Source organism: Actinokineospora alba, assembly GCF_004362515.1.
Lineage (GTDB): Bacteria > Actinomycetota > Actinomycetes > Mycobacteriales > Pseudonocardiaceae > Actinokineospora > Actinokineospora alba.
Genome location: NZ_SNXU01000001.1, coordinates 400,662 through 419,446, shown reverse-complemented (window position 1 = coordinate 419,446; position 18,785 = coordinate 400,662). Strand labels below are relative to the sequence as shown.

The following is an 18,785-nucleotide window of genomic DNA, read 5'->3' as shown; positions in this document are numbered from 1 at the left end:
ACTACGTCACGAAGCTGGGTGAAAACGATGAGCAACCTCGCGGAAAACCCGCACGGTCACCTCGATCCTGAAGCCAGGACGGCGAGGTTGGCGGAGCTGCGCGCCGCCATCGCCGACGAGCGGGTCCGGGAGCTGTTCCCGTTCCGGTTCCTGGAGGCGAACGAGATCTTCGCCCGCCTCGTCGACGCGACCGCGTACCGCATCCTCACCTCGATCGACGCGCTTCCCGCGTCGACGGGCATCACGGTCCAGCAGGCGAAGAAGGAACTCTCGATCCCGTGGCGCCGCACGGTTCCGCTGAAGTTCCTCTACGAGAAGCTCTCGGACACCGGCATCCTGGAGCGACAGGACGGGCGGTACTTCCCCGGGGCGGTGCCGGTGGAGGACTTCGACACCGTCGCGGCCGAACTCGCCGAGCGGGAGCCGGGCGCCGCGGTGGCCGCCGAGATCCTGCGGACGCTGGTCGACGAGGCGGACCGCTACTTCAGCGGCGAGGCGACGGGCGACGAGATCCTCTTCGCCCCGAAGCAGCTTCCGCTGTGGCTGAAGTACTTCTCCAACGACAACCTGCTCTACGCCATCAACAACGAGATCGGCGCGGAGGCCCTCGCCCGGCTGGTGCCGAAGGATGGCGGCCCGTTCGAGATCCTCGAGATCGGCGGCGGCTGCGGCAGCGCCGCCGACCGGGCGCTGCGCCAGCTCGGCGCGGACGTCACGCGCTACCGGTTCACCGAGGTCGCCGAGACCTTCGCCCGCCACGGCGACGCGGTGGCGAAGGCGGCGGCGTCACCGTCGACGGTCGTGGAGACCGCGCGGCTCGACATGACGACGTCGTGGGAGGCCCAGGGTGTCGAGCCCGGCACCTTCGACGCGGTCTACTCCGTCAACTGCTTCCATGTGGCGCCCAGCCTCGACTTCGTCATCAACGAGGCGGTCAAGGCGCTCAAGCCGGGCGGGGCGGTCGTCGTCTCCGAGTGCGTCCGCCCGACGAAGCTGGCCCGGCCCATCCACGCCGAGATCATCTTCGACTTCCTGGACAGCTTCACCGATGTCATCACCGAACCGGTGAAGCGGCCCACGCACGGCTTCCTGACGCCCGCGGCATGGCGCGCCACGTTCGAGGCGGCGGGCCTCGACGACGTGACGGTGCTTCCGGACGTCGACGTGATCGCCGAGAAATACCCGGACTTCGTGGTGGGCGCCGTGGTGGCCCGAGCGAACACGACGGACTGATCAAGGAGCAACCATGGTCGCCATGTTGGTCCGGCTGGCGGTGCGGCGGTCACTCCGCGACACCCGCCATGTCAAGGTTGTGGCCCCGCGCAAGGCAAACGGGGTGGTCGCCGAGGTGTACCGGCAGGTGGAGCGGGACTTCCGCATGCTCGCACCGCCGGTGGCGCTGCACTCCGCGGCCCCGGAGGTGCTGGCCGCGTCCTGGATGATCCTGCGGGAAACCCTGCTGGCCCAAGGGGTCGCCGACCGCGCGAGCAAGGAGGCGGTGGCCACCGGGGTGTCGGTGGCCAACGAGTGCCCGTACTGCGCTGACGTGCACGGCATGACGCTGGCCGCGCTGGCCGACGCGGCGGACCGCTCGGAGCTCGAAGCGTGGGCCCAGGCGTCCGCGACCGCCGCGGCCGCGGCCGCGCCGCCGTTCCCGCCGGAGCAGGGCCCGGAGCTGATCGGCGTCGCCGTGGCGTTCCAGTACTACAACCGCATGGTCAACGTGTTCTTGCGGGACTCGCCGTTCCCGTCGCACGTGCCCGAATCGGCCAAGCCGAAGGCGCGGCACGTGCTCGGCGGGGTCCTGCGTCCATCGGACGGCGGCGCGCTTCCCGGTGCGTCGCTGGACTTGCTGCCCCCGGCGCCGCTGCCGGAGGACCTGTCCTGGGCACTCGCCAACCCATCCGTCGCCGACGCGTTCGCCCGCGCCTATGCGGCGGTCGAGGCGGCGGGGGATCGGTCGGTGCCGTCGAGCGTGCGCGCGCTCGTCCACAGTCGACTGTCCACGTGGGATGGTGAGGCGCCGGGTATCAGCCGGGCGTGGGTGGAAGAGGCGGTCGTCGAGCTCCCGGAAGCCGACCGGGCAGCAGGCCGCCTTGCCTTGCTCATCGCGCACGCTTCCTACCAGGTCGACGAAACCCTCGTCGACGATTTCCGCCGCACCGCACCGGATGACGCCACCCTCATCGAACTGGCCGCGTGGTCGAGCATGGCCGCGGCGCGGCGGATCAGCGTCCGGCTGGCCGCCCAGGCGGTGAAACCCACCTAGTCTCCCGTCTCCCGCGGGAATGCGAAACGCCGCACACGCAAGGATGCGTGTGCGGCGTTTCGCGCGTGGTGCGTCAGGCGCGGTGGAAACGGTTCTCCGGCATCGCCTTCGGAGCCGCCAGTTCACCCGCGGGCTCCGCCGACGGTCTCGCGAGCGCACTCGACGGGTACCGGTAGAGGGCACCCACGATGTCCACGAGGAAGTTGGCCGTGCTCGCGTTGTTATACGCGGAACCCGCTTCCGGCCGACCGTGGTCTGCACGGCGTTGGCACGGTCGCAGTCGGTCGGCTGGACCGCGGAGACATCGGTGGCGTAGGTCCACCTGAATCGGACGGCGTGTGCGTCCGAGGAATACCTCCCCTCATGTTTCGGTCACACCGATGCTCGCCGCGGCGGTCCACGGGCCGCGCCCGCCCGCTTCGGTCGGACCTCGTACCTGCCGATGCGGTCGCTGGCGCCGCCGTCCTGGCGTGGCAGGTAGGTCAGGCCCGACACCGAGCATCCGCGGGTTGATCAGGTTGACCGAAGTGGACACGCGACAACGTCGTGATGTCAGGAGTGGTCCTGGCCCATCTGGGTGACCGCGCTCGACGAGATTCGGCCCGCTCGACCTACGGACGAGTAGCTGTGGCGCGACTCACACTTTGTCAATCTGGCACACGGTCAATGGACGCGTGGCTAACCTGTCTCTAAACGTAAGAGAACAAACCTGGGGGACCCGCAAGGGTTGCGATGGCCTTGATCGGGCCTGTTCGCGGCTGCGTGGTGATCTCTCCGTTTTGGGACTTCGTGTGGGAATTCGTGCCTTGATGCCGGTGTGCGACGTCGAGGTCACCGATATTGCGAGGGTGGGTATGGAGACTGGAGCAATGACTGTTCCTTCGGCCGACGAAGTTCGCGGTTGGCCATATGTTCGGCTGCTTGCCGCGATGCGGGAGTCGAATCTGCCGCCGGGTGGGCTGGACACGGTTCGGCGCTTTGCCGTCGAGCTTGGGCTCGGCCCGCACACAAACGTGCTGCACGCCGGCTGCAATTCGGGTTTCCTGAGCCGGGAACTGGCTCGGCGCACCGGCTGTCAGGTGCTCGGTATCGACATTTCCCCGGACATGGCCGCGGCGGCGAACGCGCGCTCCGAGTCCGAGGGACTGGCTCACCTGGCCCGGTATGAGCACCGGGACATGCGCGACACCGGGCTCGACGCGGCGTCCTTCGACGTGGTGCTCTCCGGCGGCGCGCTCGCGTTCGTCATCGACCAGCCTCGGGCGGTCGCGGAGTGGTTGCGCCTGGTCAAGCCGCATGGCCTGGTCGCCAACTCGGAGCTGTGGTACCACGCCGAGCCGCCTCAGCAACTCCTGGACAAGGTCGCCGAACTCATCGGCGTGCCGGTGCCCCGTTACACCCGCGACCACTGGCGCGAGCTCTACAACTCGCCCCGCCTGCAGCCGTGGGCGCTGCACGACGCGGAGGCGGGCGCGCGCACGGTCGAGGAAGTCGAGCGGTATTGCGCGCAGATGGTCGACCACGTCGCGGTGGGTTGGGACGATTCGGCGCGGGAGGCCCTGAATGAGCGCCTGCTGGACATTTTCCTGACGTTCAACCAGAACATGGAATACCTGTCCTACACGTTCTTCGCCTACCGTGTGTTGCCGGCGGGTGCAGAGCCGCTGCTCTACGTCTGACCTTCGTCATGGCATCCATCTGTTCACCTGATGAACGGTCGTGGGCGGACGAGGACGATTTACGCGGTTTGCCTTTGCGGAGCCCGGACGACATCAGCCGATTCGTCCCCTGGCTGCATTACCGCGATGGTGAGCTGAGCATCATCGGTGGTCCCGTTCTGGATGACCACCTCGCCGATGACAATCCGTCGATCGTCTATTCCGTCCCCCACGCCCTTTCTCGCTTCGGCGAATTGCGGTCGGCTTTTCGACGCCATTTCGACCGCGTCCACATTGCCTATGCGCTCAAAGCCTGCTATGTGCGGCCCGTCGTGCGGGCGCTGGTCGACGCGGGCGCGGGCCTGGAGGTGATGAGCGGCCTGGAACTGGCGATCGCGCGGCGCGCGGGTTGCCCGGGCGAGGCCGTCGTCTCCAACGGCGTGGGCATGCGGCCCGACCACGTGCGCGGGGTCGTCGAGGCGGGGGCGTTGGTGGTGGTCGACAACGTCGGCGACCTCCGCCGGGTGGATGCCGCGGCGCGCGCGGTGGGGCGTCGGGTCCGGTTGGGACTGCGGGTCACGCCGGACGTGGGCGGTGACCGGTTCGTGGGCTCGTCGGCCAAGCTCGGCTGCGACTGGGCGGGCGGTGGGTTCCTCGCCCTGGTGGACGAGGCGAAGCGGGCGACGCACTGCGACCTCGTCGCCCTGCACGCCCACCAGCTCACCCACGCCCACGATCTCGACCGGTACACCGCTGCCGTGCGCGGGCTGGCGGACGTGGCCCGCGCCGTGCTCGCCGAGCGGGGCATCAGGTTCGAGACGGTGGACATCGGTGGCGGTTTCGACACCGGCTACCTGCTGGCCGCGCGCGGCCTCGCCATCTCGGACTTCGCCGACGCGGCGGCCAAGGAACTGGCCGCCATCGGCTACCCGTTCGAACTGGTCGTCGAACCGGGCCGCTTCCTCGTCGCCGACGCCGCCGTGGGGCTGACGTCGGTGACCGGCGAGAAGCAAAACGGGGACCGGCGGTGGCGCGTCACCGACCTCGGTTCCAACGTGTTGATCCCCCTGCCCGAACTGGCCTATCACCCCGTGCCGCTGCGCTGGCCGAGCGGTGGCACGTGGTCGCGCTACGACGTCGGCGACGGCACGTGCGCGCCCACCGTCCTGTGCCGCGACGCGCGGCTGCCGGACGGCCGGGAAGGGCTGCGCCTGGGCGTGCTCAACGTCGGCGCGTACACCACGGTGTTCGCCGAAAGCTGGGCGTTTCCCTTGCCGGACATCGCGGTCTGGGACGGGAACCAGCTCAGCCATCTCGTCGGGTCGGCCGAGCGGGCGGCGATGTTCACCGCGCTGCACGGCGTCGACCCCTTCGCCGAACCGGCGTGACCTGCGCCGAGACGAAAAGGAATCACGGATGACTACCGTTCTGCCACCACGCGTCTGGGACAACCCGGAGAAGCACTTCGTCTCCGCGCTCTCCAGCCCCTGGTACCGCACCGTCACCACGGTGAACAGCGTGCTTGTCAAAGCCACCAACGACTTCTACGCCGGGCGCGACATCATCCCCGTGCTGATGCCGATCACGGTCAGCTCGGTGTCGAGCCCGATGGGACTTGGCAGCGACAGCCTGCCGGTGGACATCGAGCTCTTCGGCGAGCGCACCTTCCTGGCCGACTCCATGCAGTTCCAGCTGGAGTTCATGCTCCGCCACGACGTGCCGGGCGCGTACTACATCATGCCCACGTTCCGCGGTGAGGACCCGGACTCCACGCACCTCAACCAGTTCTTCCACTCCGAGGCGGAGATCGTCGGCGGCTACGAGGACGTGCTGCGCCTGGTGGAGGACTACCTGCGGGGCCTGTGCGGCGCCCTGCTGGCGTCGGCGCCCGCGACCGCGGCCCTGGGCTCGGTCACCGAGTCGCTGGCGCACCTGGAGGCCATGGCCGCCGACGCCCGGTTCCCGCGGCTCACCTTCGCCGAGGCGGTCAAGGTGCTGGGCGGTCGCCACGTCGTGGAGAAGGCCCCGGGCGCTCCCGCCATCACCCGTGCCGGCGAGCAGGAACTGATCGCGCACGCGGGCGGCCCGGTGTGGCTGACTCACCCGCCGCACCTGTCGGTGCCGTTCTACCAGGCCGTCGACGACAGCGGGGCCGCGCTGAGCGCGGATCTGCTCATGGGCATCGGCGAGGTCGTCGGCAGCGGCGAGCGGCACGGCACCCGGGCGCAGGCGGAGGCGGCGCTGGCCACGCACGGGGTGCGCCCCGAGGAATACGAGTGGTACCTGCAGATGAAGGAGGACACGCCGATGACCACGGCGGGCTTCGGGCTGGGCCTGGAGCGGTTCCTCCTGTGGGTGTTCCAGCACGACGACATCCGCGACCTGCACGTGATGCCCCGGCTCAAGGGCACCGCGACATGGGTCTGAGCTCGGCTTCCCCGCGGCGCGCCGCCGCGTGCCCGCCACCCGGTCTGCGACCGGGCGACGGTGCGCGGCTGGTGTCGCTGTCGGGGCCACTCGCGGCCCGGTGCCCGCGCAGGCTGCGGCGGGCCGCCGCGGCGTTGGCGGGCAACGGGTTGCGGCCGAGCTTGTGCCAGACCACGACGGAGGACGACGGTCGGTTCGCGGGCTCGGCGGCGCGCCGGGCCGCGGCGTTGACCTCCGCGTTCCGCGACCCGGACGTGGCCGCGGTGATCACCACCATCGGCGGGTCGGGTGCCCGGGACCTGGTGGCCCACCTCGACCCGGACGAACTGGCCGCGCATCCCACGGTGTTCTCCGGTTACAGCGACAGCGGTTCGCTGCTGCTGTGGCTGCACGAGCGGACCGGCATGACGACGTTCTACGGCCCTGCCGCGCTGCCGCAGTTCGGTGAGCCGGACGGGTGCGACCCGTACACCTGGCGGCACTTCTGGGCGGCGGTGTCGGCGGGCGCGGCACCCGGTGTGCTGCGTGCCGCCGAGCACGTGGTCGTCGAGTTCCGCGAGTGGGACGTGGCCGACGACGTCCCCCGTGCCCGCCTGCCCATCCCCGGCCGCGCGGTGCTGCGTCCGGGCCGCGCGACCGGGCCGCTCGTGGCGGCCAACGTGGCCACCCTCGCCGGGGACCTGCGGGCGGGGCTCGTGTCGCGCCCGTGGGCGGGCCGCGTGGTGTTCCTGGAGGAGTCGGACACCGCGTCCTGGGCCGATTTCCAGGACCACCTGGCTGTGATCGCCGCGTCGGCTCTTCTCGACGGCGCGGCGGGCGTGTGCTTCGGCGTCTTCCGGCAGGTCGTCACCGGCGAGTGGGACCGGGCAGCGGTAAGGGAAAGCCTGGTGAACCTGGCAGGCGCGTGCCGCGGTCCCGTGGTGTCCGATGTGGAGTTCGGACACACCGACCCCATGCTGTGCCTGCCGTTGGGCGCCGTCGCCGAGGTGGACGCCGACGCGGACGGCGCCGTGCGCCTGTGCTTGCCGGAACCCGCCGTGCGGGGGCGCGGATGAGCGCGCCGGTCCTCAGCGTCGAGGCCGTGTCGGTCGACCGCGGCGGGCGGCGGGTGCTGCACGACGTGTCGCTCGACGTGTCGGCGGGACAGATCGTTGCGCTGCTCGGCCCCAACGGCGCGGGCAAGACGACGCTGATGGACGCGATCACCGGTCGCGTGCCGCTCGCGGGCGGGAGTGTGCGAGTCGGCGGCGACGACCTCGCCACCGCGCCCCGCGCGTGCCGCCGACGCATCGGGTACGCGGGGCAGGAGATCGCGGTGTTCCCGACCCTGACCGTCACCGAGAACGTGGCCTCCTGGGCCGCTGTGTCCGGGGTGGCGCGAGCGGCCAGGACGCGCGCTGTCGACGACGTGCTGCGCCTGCTTTTCCTGCAGGACTTGGCCCACCGCCCGGTCAGGGAGCTCTCCGGCGGTGAGCGGCGGCGCGTGCACTGCGCCATGGCGATGGTGGCCAGGCCGCCGGTGCTGCTGCTGGACGAGCCGACGGTCGGCGTGGACCCCATGACGCGCTCGGCCCTGCTCGACCACCTCACGCAGTTGGCCGACGGGGGCACCGCGGTCCTCTACTCGACGCACTACCTCCACGAGGTGGAGAAGCGCGCCGCCGTGGTTGTGATGCTGCGCGAGGGCAAGGTGGTCGCCAGCGGGCAGGCCGACGAGTTGATCTCCCGGCACTGCACGTCGGTGATCGAGATGACGGTCGAACGCGGTGGCGAGACCCGGACGGTCGTGGTGCCCACCTCCGACGCCGTCACCGACCTGGCACGCCTGCTCGACGGGCTGCGGGCCGACGGCGACCGGCTCGTCGGTGTCGAGGTCCGCCGCCCGTCGCTGGAGGACGCCTTCACCCACATCGTCTCCACGTCGGAGGTGGCCCATGGTCGATGACCTTCGCTCCGTGCTGACCGTGGCGGCGTTGGAGCTGCGGGTGCAGCGGCGTGACCTCTCGCCGATCGTGGTGCTGACGCTGATGCCGGTGCTGCTGACCGCTTTCCTCACCCCCACCTATGAGCGGCTGCTCGACGGGGGTGCCGCTCCCGGCGTCACCGGGCCGGGACAGGCGATCTCCGGGCTAGCCGTGATGTTCTCGCTGATGCTGGTCGCGCACGTCGGGTTCGTGTTCTACCGCGACCACGGCTGGAACACCTGGGACCGCTACCTCGGCGCGGACCTGCCGCTGTGGGCGCTGGTGCTGGGCAAGCTCCTGGTCCCGTTCGCGCTGCTGGCCGCGCAGGCCGCGGCGCTCCTCGCCGCCGGGGTGGCGCTGTTCGGCCTGCGCGTCGAGGGGTCCTGGCTCGCGGTGTCGCTGGTGCTCGTGTGTTACCTGCTTTGCCTGGTGGCCTTGGCGTTCCTCGGCGTGACCCTGTGCCGCACGATCATGCAGCTCACCACGGTCGGCAACGTGCTCGCCCTGGTGTTCTCCGGGGTCGGCGGCGCGCTGGTGCCGCTGTCCGTGCTGCCGGTGTGGCTGCAGCCGCTGGCTCCCGCGGTGCCCTCGTACTGGGCGGTGCGCGGCCTTCAGTCGGCGTTCACGGGTGGGGACCTCGGCTCGGTCGCGGTGCCCGCCCTGGCGCTGCTGGGGTTCACCGCCGGGTTCGTGGTGGCGGCGGTGCTGGTTTTCCGACCCAACGAAAGGAAAGTCTCGTGGTCCTGACCGGAACCCGCGCCCCCGACGCGGGCGCGGCGCTGGCCCGCGTCGGGCTCACCGTGGCCGAGGTCCGCGACCTCGGCGGCAGCGTGCTCGACGCGGGGCGCCCGTTCCTGGTCGGCTCCCTCGCCGCGGGCATGGGCAACCGGGGCAGCGATGTCGACATCCACCTGCTCGTGCCCGGCCTCGACCAGCCGACCCCGCCGTTCCTGCTGTTCGCGGGCGCCACGCCCATCGACATCGAGCACTACCCGGCGGAACTGCCCGGCAAGGTCGTGCGCCGGATCGACGGGGCGCCGACCGCGGACGTGCCGCTCGGCCGCGTCAGCCTGGCCCCGCCGCCGGACCGGTCGCTGCGCAGGCGGCTGGCCCGCTGGCTGACGGCGGTGCCGCTGCTCGACGACACCGACCGCGTCTTCGCCGAAGCCGACGCCGCGGCGATCCTGCCGGTGCTGGTGCGGGCCGCGCTCGACGAGTTCGTCCAGTTCCAGGCCGCGGCGGCGGTGGCCGACCGGGTCGACGCCGAGGCCGCCGCCTACCTGTGGGCCCGCGCGGGCAGGCAGCTGCTGGAGCTGCGCTGCCGCGCGGCGGGCGACGTCACCACCGGACACAAATGGCTGCCCGACCGGGCCACCCGGCTCGGCATCACCGTGGACCGCCAGCGGGCCCACTACACCGCGCGGTGCGCGGCGGACATCACCGAGCTGGCCGCCGACACCGGGTTGGCCCGCCTGGACCCGCTGACGCTCACCCGGGTCGCCCCCGACCCGCGCTGCACGGAGATCACCATCGGCAGGCAGCGGCTGCGCGTCACCCCGCACCAGCGGGTGCTGCGCACGGCGGTCGAGGCGGACGGCCTGCTCGGCGACGCGGTCGACGCCGCGGGCGCCGCCGAGGTCCTGGGCGGCGTGCTGCGCGGCGAACTGGTGCTGCGAGCTGACAGCGAGCTGATGGGAAGGGTGTTGGCGGATGCGCGTTGACCGAGGGGTCGACCTGACCTGGCTGCTCACCCACGGCGCCGGAATGGCTTGGCAGTACGCGATGTCGGTGCAGACCTCGATGACCGACATCGATGCGGCCTTCGACGACGGCAACTACCCGGCGTGCGTGGAGTCGTGCGCGGTGGCGCTGCGGGCCATCGCCTACTGCGCGCAGGTCGGCGACGGCTATGTGGTCCCGCCCAGCGACATGGAGCACCAGCTCCACCTCGCCACCGACGACTCGGCGACCGCGCGGGCACTGCGGAACCTGCCGGTTCCCGCGGGTGCCTCCCGAGACGACGCCGAGCGGGCCCGCGCGGTGGTGCGCGAGCACGAGGCCGCCCTGAGCGCCGCGTTGCCGGTCACCGTGCCGGTGATCCGCACCTCGTCCGGCTTCTTCCCCACCGTTCGCATCGCCGCGTCCCTGGAGAAGCTGCGGGCCGAGCACGGTCTCGGGGCCATCGACTGGAACCAGTGGGACATCTGACAGGAGGACCCCGTGCCGATCGTGCACACGAAACACACCACTGATCGACCGCCCGCGGACGTCTGGGCCGCGGTGCTCGACTGCGAGTCGTTCCCCACCTATATGGCCGAGGTGGTGGACGTGCGGCTGCTCGAGGACGAGGGCGCTCGCCGCCTGGCGCGGTGGTCGGTCCTGCTCAAGGGCTCGGAGCTGGAGTGGGAAGAGGAGGAGGTGGTCGACGCCGAGCGCATGCGCATCGACTTCCAGCAGCTCGACGGCGACCTGGCCTACTTCGCCGGCTACTGGCAGGTCAGCGCCGTTGGCGACGCCACCCTGGTGGAGCTGTACGTGGACTTCGACATCGGCATCCCGCTGATGGCCGACATGCTCAACCCGGTGGCGGCCCGGGCACTGGAGGACAACGCCAAGGGCATCCTGGTCAGCCTCGGTGACCGCGCGCCGTCGCCGACGGGGTCGTCGTCATGACCCAGGCGGCTGCCGACGGGCTCCGCTCGGCGGTGTGGGACTGGGCCGAGGAGATGGTCGGCCCCATCACCGAGCGCGAGTTGCTGTCGACGTCCAACAGCACGGTGTGGCGGGTGCGTTCGGCGTCCGGCGAGTGGGCGCTCAAGCACCTGGCCGACACCTCCAGCGCTCCCCAGGCGGAAAGCGTCGTGCTCGGGCGGCTGGCCGCGACCGCGGCCGTGCGTCGCATCCGCGCGCTCGCCGAGCAGCCGGACGGCTCGTCCTTCGTGCTGAGCGAATACGTGCCGGGCGAGGTCCTCGCGGACGTGCTGCCGACGGCGACGCCCGAGCAGTGCCGCGAGTGGGCACGGCGGCAGCGGCTGGTGATCGACGCCGTGGGCACCATCCCGGTCACCGGTTTCGGCAAGGTGCGCGTCGCCGAGGACGGGCGGACTCTGTGCGCCGAGCACCCCTCGTGGACGTCGTTCCTGGGCGCCTACCTCGACGAGCAGCGGCGCAAGGCGCCCGCGCTCGCGGACCTGCGCCACGATCGGCTGCGCGCGGCGCTGGACGCGGTCACGCCCGAGCTCGAGGACGTCGAGCCGCTGCTGATGCCCGCCGACGTCAACTCACGCAACTACGTTGTCGACGGTTTCTCCTTGACCTGCACCAACATTCCGGTTGCCTGGAGCGGCGACCCGCTGGCGGCCTACGGGGAAGCGCTGCTGCACTGGTCGGACACCGAGGGCGTCGCGGTGTTCGAGCGCGCGACGGCCAAGCGGTCCCGGCGGGCCCTGCGCCTGTACGCGGCGTTCCACGCCTACGTGATCCTCGCCTACGTCGAGCGCTTCGCCGCCGAGCCGTTGGACGAGGCCACGCCATGGGGAGCGCGGACGCCGCTGCTCACTCTGCTGGACAGTCACCTCGCTGCGGTGGAGGAGGCGGGCGATGCCCGTTAAGGAGAAGCCCCGCACGCCGCCGTCGTCCGGCTTCGACGACCACGCCCTCGGGGTGATCACCGCCGCCTACGGGATGCGCGGGGTGGACGCGCTGCTGCCGATCATCCTCGACGGCACGCACGCGTCCATGTTGGACATCCGGTCGGAGACCAGCCGCAAGGCGCTGCTCGAGGACGAGCGCGGCACCTGGTTCCTCAAGCAGGTGCCGTGGTACGCCGACGACGACGGCGCGCTGGCCCGCAGGCACGCGCTGCTCGCCGACCTGTCCGCCCACACCGCGATCCTCCCGCGGCCATTGTCCACTCAGGACCGTAGCGGGTGGGTGCGCGTCGACGGGGCCGCATTCGAGGTCACCGAATACCGCACTGGTCGCCGGTTCACCGGCTCCACCGCGCAGGTGCGCGCGGCGGGCGCGGCCCTGGCCACCCTGCACGATGCTTTGATCGGCACCGACCGCGAACCCGCCGAGGACTACCGGACCCTGGTCGTCGACCACGTCCGGCTGGCCCATCAGGTGACCGGAGAGCTGGGGCCCGCGCGACTGTTGTCCACAGTGGACACGGCGGTGGCGGAGGTCTTGGCGGCCCTGCCCGACGCCGCGTGGTCCCGGCTGCCGCGCACCTTCACCCACGGCGACTACAACCCGTGGAACCTGGTGTTCGGCGCCGACGACGCCGTGGTGGCGGTGGTCGACCACGACAACTGCGACGTCGGCACCAGGCTGCGAGACCTGGTGGAGGGCTGGCTGACCCACGCCGCGGTGGCCTACCGGGGCGATTCGACCAGCTTCGCGACCCCGCTGCGGTGCGATCCGGACGAGCGGCGCAGCGCGGCGTTCCTGTCCGGCTACCTGGAGACCACCCGCAACCCGCTGACCGCCGACGAACGGGCCTGCCTGCCCGCCGTCGTGCGGGCCGTCCACCTCGAACTCGTGGCGCTGGCCGCGCTGCGCGGCGAGGTCGGCGACGAGTCCGCCGCCGACGTCGCGCGGTGGCAGGCCGCCCCACCCGTCCCGCCCCTGGAGGTGCGCGATGCCGGATGAGACCAAGGTGATCGCGGTGATCGGCGGCAAGGGTGGTGTCGGGAAGACGACCGTGGCCGCCGGTTTGGCGCTGGCGCTGAGCGAGCGCTTCCGGGTGGGGCTGCTCGACTGCGACCTGTCCGGTCCGAGCGTGCCCACCCTGCTCGGGGTGCAGGGTCCGCCCGAGGTGCGCGACGGGCGGATGGTGCCGCCGGTGGCCGAAGTGGACGACCGGCGGGTGGCCGTCATGTCCACGGGGCTCTTCGGCGACGCCGAGACCACGTTCGGCTGGCATGGCCCGGTGCTGCGGGGCGTGCTCCGGCAGTTCGCCCGCGACGTGCTCTGGGAGTCGCTGGACTACCTGGTCCTCGACACCCCGCCGGGCAGCGGGGAACTGCACGCGGCGGTCCTGGCGGCGTTCGAGCCGCGGGCGGCCGTCGCGGTCACCACCGCCGACCCGCTGGCCGTCGCCGACACCCGCCGCAGCCTGCGGTGGTTCCGCGACCTGCTGCCGGTCGTGGCGGTCGTGCACAACCGGGCGGGCGCGGTGTGCGGGTCGTGCGGCGCGGCGGACGCGGTCGACGAGACCGCCCTGGCCGACCTGGCCCCCGGCGTCCCCCGGTTCGGCGTGCCCGCCGTCGTGGGCGGGCAGCAGCCGTGGACGAGCCCGCTCGCCGCGGCCCGGCTGGCCGACCTCGCCCGCCACGTCGCCCGCCCGACGACGTCCGTATCCCGATCACAAGCAGCGTCCTAGGAGGATCAGTGCTGGACTTCGCGACACTGGTCGCCCCGCATTCGCCCGAGGACTTCCTCGGCGAGTACTGGCCCACGCGACCATGCCTGGTGGACACCAACCCCGATCGCGCCACGGCGTTCTCGGCCGCGGTGCCCGAACTCGACTCGGCGGAACGACTGCTCTCCACGTATCCGGCGAAGGTCGGACTGATGGGCCGCGACGGGTTCTACGCGTCCGTGCCGAACGGACCCGCGGCGCTTCCGTTCCTGCGCCAGGGCTTCACCTGCTACCTGCGCAACCTGGAGGACCACCTCCCCGCGCTCTCGGACCTGCTCGACACCGTCGCGCGCGACCTGGCCCTGCCGCGCGAACACCTGATCTGCGAGGTCTTCTGCTCGCGGGGCGAGAGCGGCGTCGCCATGCACAGCGACTACGACCTCAACTTCGCCATGCAGCTGCACGGCACGAAGCGCTGGCGGCTGGCGCCCAACGACCACGCCCACAACATCACCACCACCGTGTTCGGGGGCGGTCGCCCGCAACGCGATCCCGGCCAGCTCCGCTTCGTCACGTCGCTGCCGCTGCCCGAGCGGATGCCCGACGACGCGATCGAGTTCACCGCGGAGCGCGGCGGGCTGGTGTTCCTGCCGCGGGACTGGTGGCACGAGACCCACGCGCTCGGCGAATGCCTGCAGCTCAACGTGGTCGTCAAGGGCCCGATGTGGCTGACCGTGCTGACCAAGGGGCTGTCGGAGGCCCTGGTCACCACCGACGAGTGGCGTGACATCGCGCACGGGATCGCCGCGGACGGCGCGGGACGCGCCCGCGCGGTGAAGGCGTTCGCCACCCTGCTGGGCGGGCTGCGCGCCCGGCTCGACAGCACCGGCGACGAGGAACTGGCCGAGCGGCTGATCGCCGCCGCGTATGGGGAGCACACGGCATGACAGCGCACACCGAAACCGGCACTGGGCCGATCACCACTGGGCCGATCACCACTGGGCCGATCACCACTGGGCCGATCACCACTGGGCCGATCACGATGAGGTTCGGCAGCGGCCAAGGCATCGTCGATGTCCACTCGGACACCGCGACGGTGGCGGACCTGGCGGAGCTGACCGCGCCGTTCTTCACCCAGGAAACGCTCGCCCGACCCACCGGGGACGCGCCGTCGGTGTGGGTGGTCGACAACCTGCCCGATGGCGACTCGTGGACCCGGCTGGTGTTCACCTCCGACTTCGAGCCCGACCGCGAACTGTGGGTCGACCACGAGCGGCGCCGGGTCGCGGTGGTGGCGCCGCGGTCGGGCTGGCGCACCCAGCAGGCGCTGCGCTGCGCGCGCAACCTCATCCGCTGGCAGGCGTACTCGCGCGGTGAGCTGTTCGTGCACGGCGGCCTGGTCGCGCTGGGCGGTACCGGGATCGCGTTCCTCGGGCACAAGCGCGCGGGCAAGACCACCAGCATCCTCAGCTCACTTGTGCACGCGGGCGCGGCGTTCGTCTCCAACGACGACCTCGTGCTGGCGGCGACGGACGACGGGCCCACGGTCGGCTACGGCTACCCGCGCACGGTCAACGTCCGCACCGACTCCCTGCTGGCGCTGACCGGCACGCGGCCCGAGCTGGCGCGGCTGCTCGACGACGTGTCGCACCCGGCCAACTCCTACCCGGGCAAGCAGCTCGACGAGGTCATCGGCACCACCGACGAGGGCAAGGCGATCCCGGAGAGCCTCTGGGTGCGCTGCGCCGAACTGGCCCGTGCCACCGGCGCCGAGCTGGTGCCCACCCACCGGGTGCACGCGGTGGTGTTCCCCCGGTTCGTGGCCGAGGGTGAGCCGGTCGGGGTCGAGGTGCTCGACCGCGCCGCGGCCGAGGCGGCGCTGCGCGAGCACATCGAGCCGCGCGCGGTCGACTTCGACCCGTTCCTGGCCCAGTGGTACCCGCGCGACGCCGCGGACGTGCGGGCCGCGACCATCGAGCACCTGCTGGACACCGCCAAGTTCCTGCGGCTGCACCAGAACCTGGGTCGGCTGCCGGAAGCCACCGCCGCGCTCGCCGCGGAGCTGGGCCGCACCGGCACGGGGGAGCGGTGATGGCTGTCCCTGTCGTGACCGACCGACTCGCCGCGCGGGTCCTGTGTGTGGACCCGGATCACCGTGTCCTGCTGGTGCACTGGCGCGACCCGGTGGACGGCTCCCTGCTGTGGGAGCCGCCCGGCGGCCGCGTGGAGCCGGGGGAGGACCCGGCGGCCACCGCGAGCCGGGAACTGGCCGAGGAGACCGGGATCGTGGGCGCGCGCCTGGTGCCCACACCGGTCCCCGTGCGCCGTGACTACCTCTGGTGCGGCAAGAGGTACCAGACCTTGGAACTGTTCTTCGTGGCCTTTGTGGACGATCCCGACCGCGTCCAGGCTCCGGAGCTTTCCGCGCGGGAGAGCGAGATCCTCATGGAACGCCGGTGGTGGCACTGGACGGATCTCCTCGCGACCCCCGAGCGGGTCGAGCCGCCGGAGATCCGCGCCGTGCTGCGCGCGCTGGCCCCCGAGGGCCCCTGGCTGACCGCGACGCCCGAACCCGTGGTGGCGGACCGATGAGCACCGCCGCCGATCGCGCCGTCTTCCAGACCGTCGCGCGCCACTTCACCCGCGCCACCGCCTTCAGCGGCAAGCTCGCGGGCCAGGGCGCGGTCGAGCACAGCGCCGACGGCGCCACGGTGACCCTCTCCGACGGGCGCACGATGCTCGACTTCGGCTCCTACGCGGTCACGCTGCTCGGCCACCGACACCCGGCGGTCGTCGCCGCGGTCCGCGCGCAACTGGACGCGATGCCGGTCTCCAGCCGGTCGCTGGTCAACCCCGTGACCGCGGCGGCGGCCGAACGGCTCGTCGGCTACTTCGACGGCCTGCTGCCGCGGCTGTACTTCGGGCTCAACGGCGCCGATGTCGTCGAGGCGGCGGTGAAGCTGGCCCGGCTGGTCACGGGCCGACCGAGGGTGCTGGCGGTGGAGGGGGCCTATCACGGCAAGTCCCTCGGCGCGCTGGCCCTGACCCATCACCCCCGCTTCCGCGCGGGCCTGGACGCCGTGCTGCCCGCCGTGACCCACCTGTCCGCCGACGACCCCGACGCCGTGGCCCGCGAGGTCGCCGCGGGGGACGTGGCCGCGCTCATCTTCGAACCGGTCCAAGGGGAGAACGGTGTGCGGGCGCTGCCGGAGGACACGCTGCGCGCCTGGTGCGGCCAGGCGCGCGCGGCCGGTGTCACGGTGATCGCCGACGAGATCCAATGTGGACTGCGGCGCTGCGGCCCCCGGTCTGTCGCGCTTGATCTGGGGCTGCCCGTCGACGCGCTGCTGGTCGGCAAACCGTTGGGCGGCGGCGTGATGCCGATCTCGGCGCTGCTGTGCACCGACGAGCTGTACGGGCCGCTCATCGAGGACCCGGCGCGGCACACAGCCACCTTCTCCGGGCAGCCGCTGTGCGCCGCGGCCGTCCCGGCCGCCCTCGACGCGATCGAGTCGCTCGCCGACCACGCGGAGTCGGTGGGGGAGCGGCTGGGCGCCGGCCTGCGCCGCGTCGCCGCGGCCCGCCCGGGTGTCGTCGCCGAGGTCCGTGGCCGCGGACTGCTGTGGGCGTTGGACTTCACCGGCGACGCGGTCGCCGGTGAGGTCCTGGTGGAGCTGACCAGGCGGGAGGTGATCGTCTCGCCGTGCCTGAGCGCGCCGACCTCGTTGCGCCTGCTGCCGCCGATGGTCGCCACGGCGCAGGAGGTGGACCACGTGCTGGCCACAGTGGAGGAAGCGTTGGCCGCGGCGGACTTCGCCTGCCGCGCGAACCCGGCGGAGGTGACCGGATGATCGACTACGACGGCCTCTGGCCGGACACGACGCCCTACTTGGCGCCGGAGGTGTTGGCGGGCATCGCCGCCGACGCCGCCCGCGCCGACCGCGAGGGCCGGATCAGCGAGCGGGGTCTGACCCTGCTCCGCGAATCGAACTGGCCGGGTCTGGCGGTGCCGGAGAAGTTCGGCGGCCAGGGCGCGGGTCTGCTGCTGTGCTGCGCGACGCAGCGCGAGCTGGCCGCCGCGGACCCCGGCCTGGCGATCGCGCTGAACATGCACCTGTTCTCCATCGGCCTGATGGTCGAGCACTGGCGGCGCCGCGCCGACGTGTCGTGGCTGCTGATGGAGGCCATCGCCACCCAGGGCAGGCTGCTGGCCTCCGCGTTCGCCGAACCCGACCTGGGCGGTTCGGTGAGCCGCTCGACGCTGCGGGCCCGCCGCGACGGCGCGTCCTGGGTGGTGTCGGGCCGCAAGGCGCCGTGCTCGCTGGCCGGGGTGGCGGACCTGGTGTGCCTGCAGGCGCAGACCGAGGAAGCCGACCCCAGGGTGCTGGTGGCGCTGCTGCCGATGTCGGCCCCGGGGCTGCGGGTCGAGCGCACCTGGGACGCGCTGGGCATGCGTGGATCGGCGTCGGACACCGTGCTGCTGGAGGACTGCGCCATCCCCGACGAGCTGGTGTTCTACCAGGCCAGGGCGGGCGCGGAGGACGACGACGTGCTGACCGCCGGGGTGGTGTGGTTCGCGCTCACGGTGACCGCGGCCTACCTCGGCGTCGCCCAGGCGGCGCGCACCGCCGCGGCGGAACTGCTGCGCCGCGGCCGGATCAGCCACCTGGGGGCCCGCCGCGCGGACCTGCCCAGCTACCAGGCCGCGGTGGGCCAGGCCAGTGCGGACCTGCTCGCGCTGGAGGCGGGCTGCGCCGGGCTGGCCGCGCGGATGGACGCGGGCGCCGATCCCGCGACGCTGATCGAGCCCGCGCTCGCGGTCAAGGAGCGCGCCGCCGTCGCGGTGCCCGCGGCCGTCGCCGCGCTGGTGGAGTCGTGCGGCGGCATGGCGTACGGCGCGAACGGCGCGCTCTCGCGGCTGTGGCGCGACGCCCAGGCGATCCGCTTCCACCCGCCCACCGGGCCCGCGGTCCGGCAGTACCTGGGCCGCCGCGCCCTCGGGGTGCCCGCGCGGCTGGACCTCGACGAGGCGGCGCCGTGGCTGATCGAGCGAACCGCGGCTGAGCGGAACGGCTGACGAGAACGGGACCAGATGGCAGGGG

Annotated in this window: 19 protein-coding genes; all 19 read left to right on the top strand. The window is 72.2% G+C overall.

The window, feature by feature from the left end; genetic code table 11:
- Positions 1 to 27 precede the first annotated feature (27 nt).
- The 19 genes from C8E96_RS01975 (at position 28) to C8E96_RS01885 (ending at position 18,760) form a co-directional block, all read left to right on the top strand.
- A complete protein-coding gene (locus C8E96_RS01975; RefSeq protein WP_228769673.1) occupies positions 28 to 1,233 on the top strand; it encodes a class I SAM-dependent methyltransferase in 1,206 nt (401 codons plus the stop codon).
- A gap of 13 nt (positions 1,234 to 1,246) precedes the next feature.
- Entirely contained in the window at positions 1,247 to 2,269 is a 1,023-nt protein-coding gene (locus C8E96_RS01970; protein ID WP_091370391.1) for a carboxymuconolactone decarboxylase family protein, read from the top strand.
- A 674-nt stretch (positions 2,270 to 2,943) separates the two neighbouring features.
- Entirely contained in the window at positions 2,944 to 3,948 is a 1,005-nt protein-coding gene (locus tag C8E96_RS01965; RefSeq protein WP_133794116.1) for a class I SAM-dependent methyltransferase, read from the top strand.
- A gap of 74 nt (positions 3,949 to 4,022) precedes the next feature.
- Positions 4,023 to 5,315: a diaminopimelate decarboxylase family protein gene (locus C8E96_RS01960; protein ID WP_166657848.1), complete on the top strand. Its 1,293-nt coding sequence runs from the start codon at positions 4,023 to 4,025 to the stop codon at positions 5,313 to 5,315.
- A gap of 28 nt (positions 5,316 to 5,343) precedes the next feature.
- The gene (locus C8E96_RS01955) at positions 5,344 to 6,354 is read left to right on the top strand and encodes an asparagine synthetase A (protein ID WP_091370396.1); all 1,011 of its coding nucleotides are present in this window, start codon (positions 5,344 to 5,346) and stop codon (positions 6,352 to 6,354) included.
- Positions 6,345 to 7,409 carry an LD-carboxypeptidase gene (locus C8E96_RS01950; protein ID WP_091370398.1) on the top strand — a complete coding sequence of 355 codons (1,065 nt, stop codon included), beginning with the start codon at positions 6,345 to 6,347 and terminating at the stop codon, positions 7,407 to 7,409. Before C8E96_RS01955 ends, C8E96_RS01950 begins: the two co-directional genes overlap by 10 nt.
- Complete coding sequence (locus C8E96_RS01945; protein ID WP_091574557.1) at positions 7,406 to 8,299, top strand: ABC transporter ATP-binding protein; 894 nt, start codon at positions 7,406 to 7,408, stop codon at positions 8,297 to 8,299. Before C8E96_RS01950 ends, C8E96_RS01945 begins: the two co-directional genes overlap by 4 nt.
- Positions 8,289 to 9,065 (top strand): ABC transporter permease, encoded by a 777-nt coding sequence (locus tag C8E96_RS01940; protein WP_091370403.1) that lies wholly within the window; start codon positions 8,289 to 8,291, stop codon positions 9,063 to 9,065. The genes C8E96_RS01945 and C8E96_RS01940 overlap by 11 nt, the downstream gene beginning before the upstream one ends.
- Positions 9,056 to 10,039 (top strand): hypothetical protein, encoded by a 984-nt coding sequence (locus tag C8E96_RS01935; RefSeq protein ID WP_091370405.1) that lies wholly within the window; start codon positions 9,056 to 9,058, stop codon positions 10,037 to 10,039. Before C8E96_RS01940 ends, C8E96_RS01935 begins: the two co-directional genes overlap by 10 nt.
- Entirely contained in the window at positions 10,029 to 10,526 is a 498-nt protein-coding gene (locus C8E96_RS01930) for a hypothetical protein (protein ID WP_091370407.1), read from the top strand. Before C8E96_RS01935 ends, C8E96_RS01930 begins: the two co-directional genes overlap by 11 nt.
- A 12-nt stretch (positions 10,527 to 10,538) precedes the next feature.
- Positions 10,539 to 10,991 (top strand): type II toxin-antitoxin system RatA family toxin, encoded by a 453-nt coding sequence (locus C8E96_RS01925; RefSeq protein ID WP_091370409.1) that lies wholly within the window; start codon positions 10,539 to 10,541, stop codon positions 10,989 to 10,991.
- On the top strand, positions 10,988 to 11,929 hold the full coding sequence (locus C8E96_RS01920) for a phosphotransferase family protein (RefSeq protein ID WP_091370412.1): 942 nt from the start codon (positions 10,988 to 10,990) through the stop codon (positions 11,927 to 11,929). Before C8E96_RS01925 ends, C8E96_RS01920 begins: the two co-directional genes overlap by 4 nt.
- Positions 11,919 to 12,971, top strand: a complete 1,053-nt coding sequence (locus C8E96_RS01915) for a phosphotransferase enzyme family protein (RefSeq protein WP_091370414.1) — start codon at positions 11,919 to 11,921, stop codon at positions 12,969 to 12,971. Before C8E96_RS01920 ends, C8E96_RS01915 begins: the two co-directional genes overlap by 11 nt.
- Entirely contained in the window at positions 12,961 to 13,704 is a 744-nt protein-coding gene (locus tag C8E96_RS01910) for a P-loop NTPase (RefSeq protein WP_091370416.1), read from the top strand. Before C8E96_RS01915 ends, C8E96_RS01910 begins: the two co-directional genes overlap by 11 nt.
- Before the next feature lie 8 nt (positions 13,705 to 13,712).
- Positions 13,713 to 14,630: a cupin-like domain-containing protein gene (locus C8E96_RS01905; protein WP_166657847.1), complete on the top strand. Its 918-nt coding sequence runs from the start codon at positions 13,713 to 13,715 to the stop codon at positions 14,628 to 14,630.
- Complete coding sequence (locus C8E96_RS01900; protein WP_091370422.1) at positions 14,627 to 15,775, top strand: hypothetical protein; 1,149 nt, start codon at positions 14,627 to 14,629, stop codon at positions 15,773 to 15,775. The genes C8E96_RS01905 and C8E96_RS01900 overlap by 4 nt, the downstream gene beginning before the upstream one ends.
- Positions 15,775 to 16,275, top strand: a complete 501-nt coding sequence (locus C8E96_RS01895) for an NUDIX domain-containing protein (protein ID WP_091370424.1) — start codon at positions 15,775 to 15,777, stop codon at positions 16,273 to 16,275. Before C8E96_RS01900 ends, C8E96_RS01895 begins: the two co-directional genes overlap by 1 nt.
- Positions 16,272 to 17,534, top strand: a complete 1,263-nt coding sequence (locus C8E96_RS01890; protein WP_091370426.1) for an aspartate aminotransferase family protein — start codon at positions 16,272 to 16,274, stop codon at positions 17,532 to 17,534. The genes C8E96_RS01895 and C8E96_RS01890 overlap by 4 nt, the downstream gene beginning before the upstream one ends.
- The gene (locus C8E96_RS01885; RefSeq protein WP_091370427.1) at positions 17,531 to 18,760 is read left to right on the top strand and encodes an acyl-CoA dehydrogenase family protein; all 1,230 of its coding nucleotides are present in this window, start codon (positions 17,531 to 17,533) and stop codon (positions 18,758 to 18,760) included. Before C8E96_RS01890 ends, C8E96_RS01885 begins: the two co-directional genes overlap by 4 nt.
- The last annotated feature ends 25 nt before the right edge of the window (positions 18,761 to 18,785 follow it).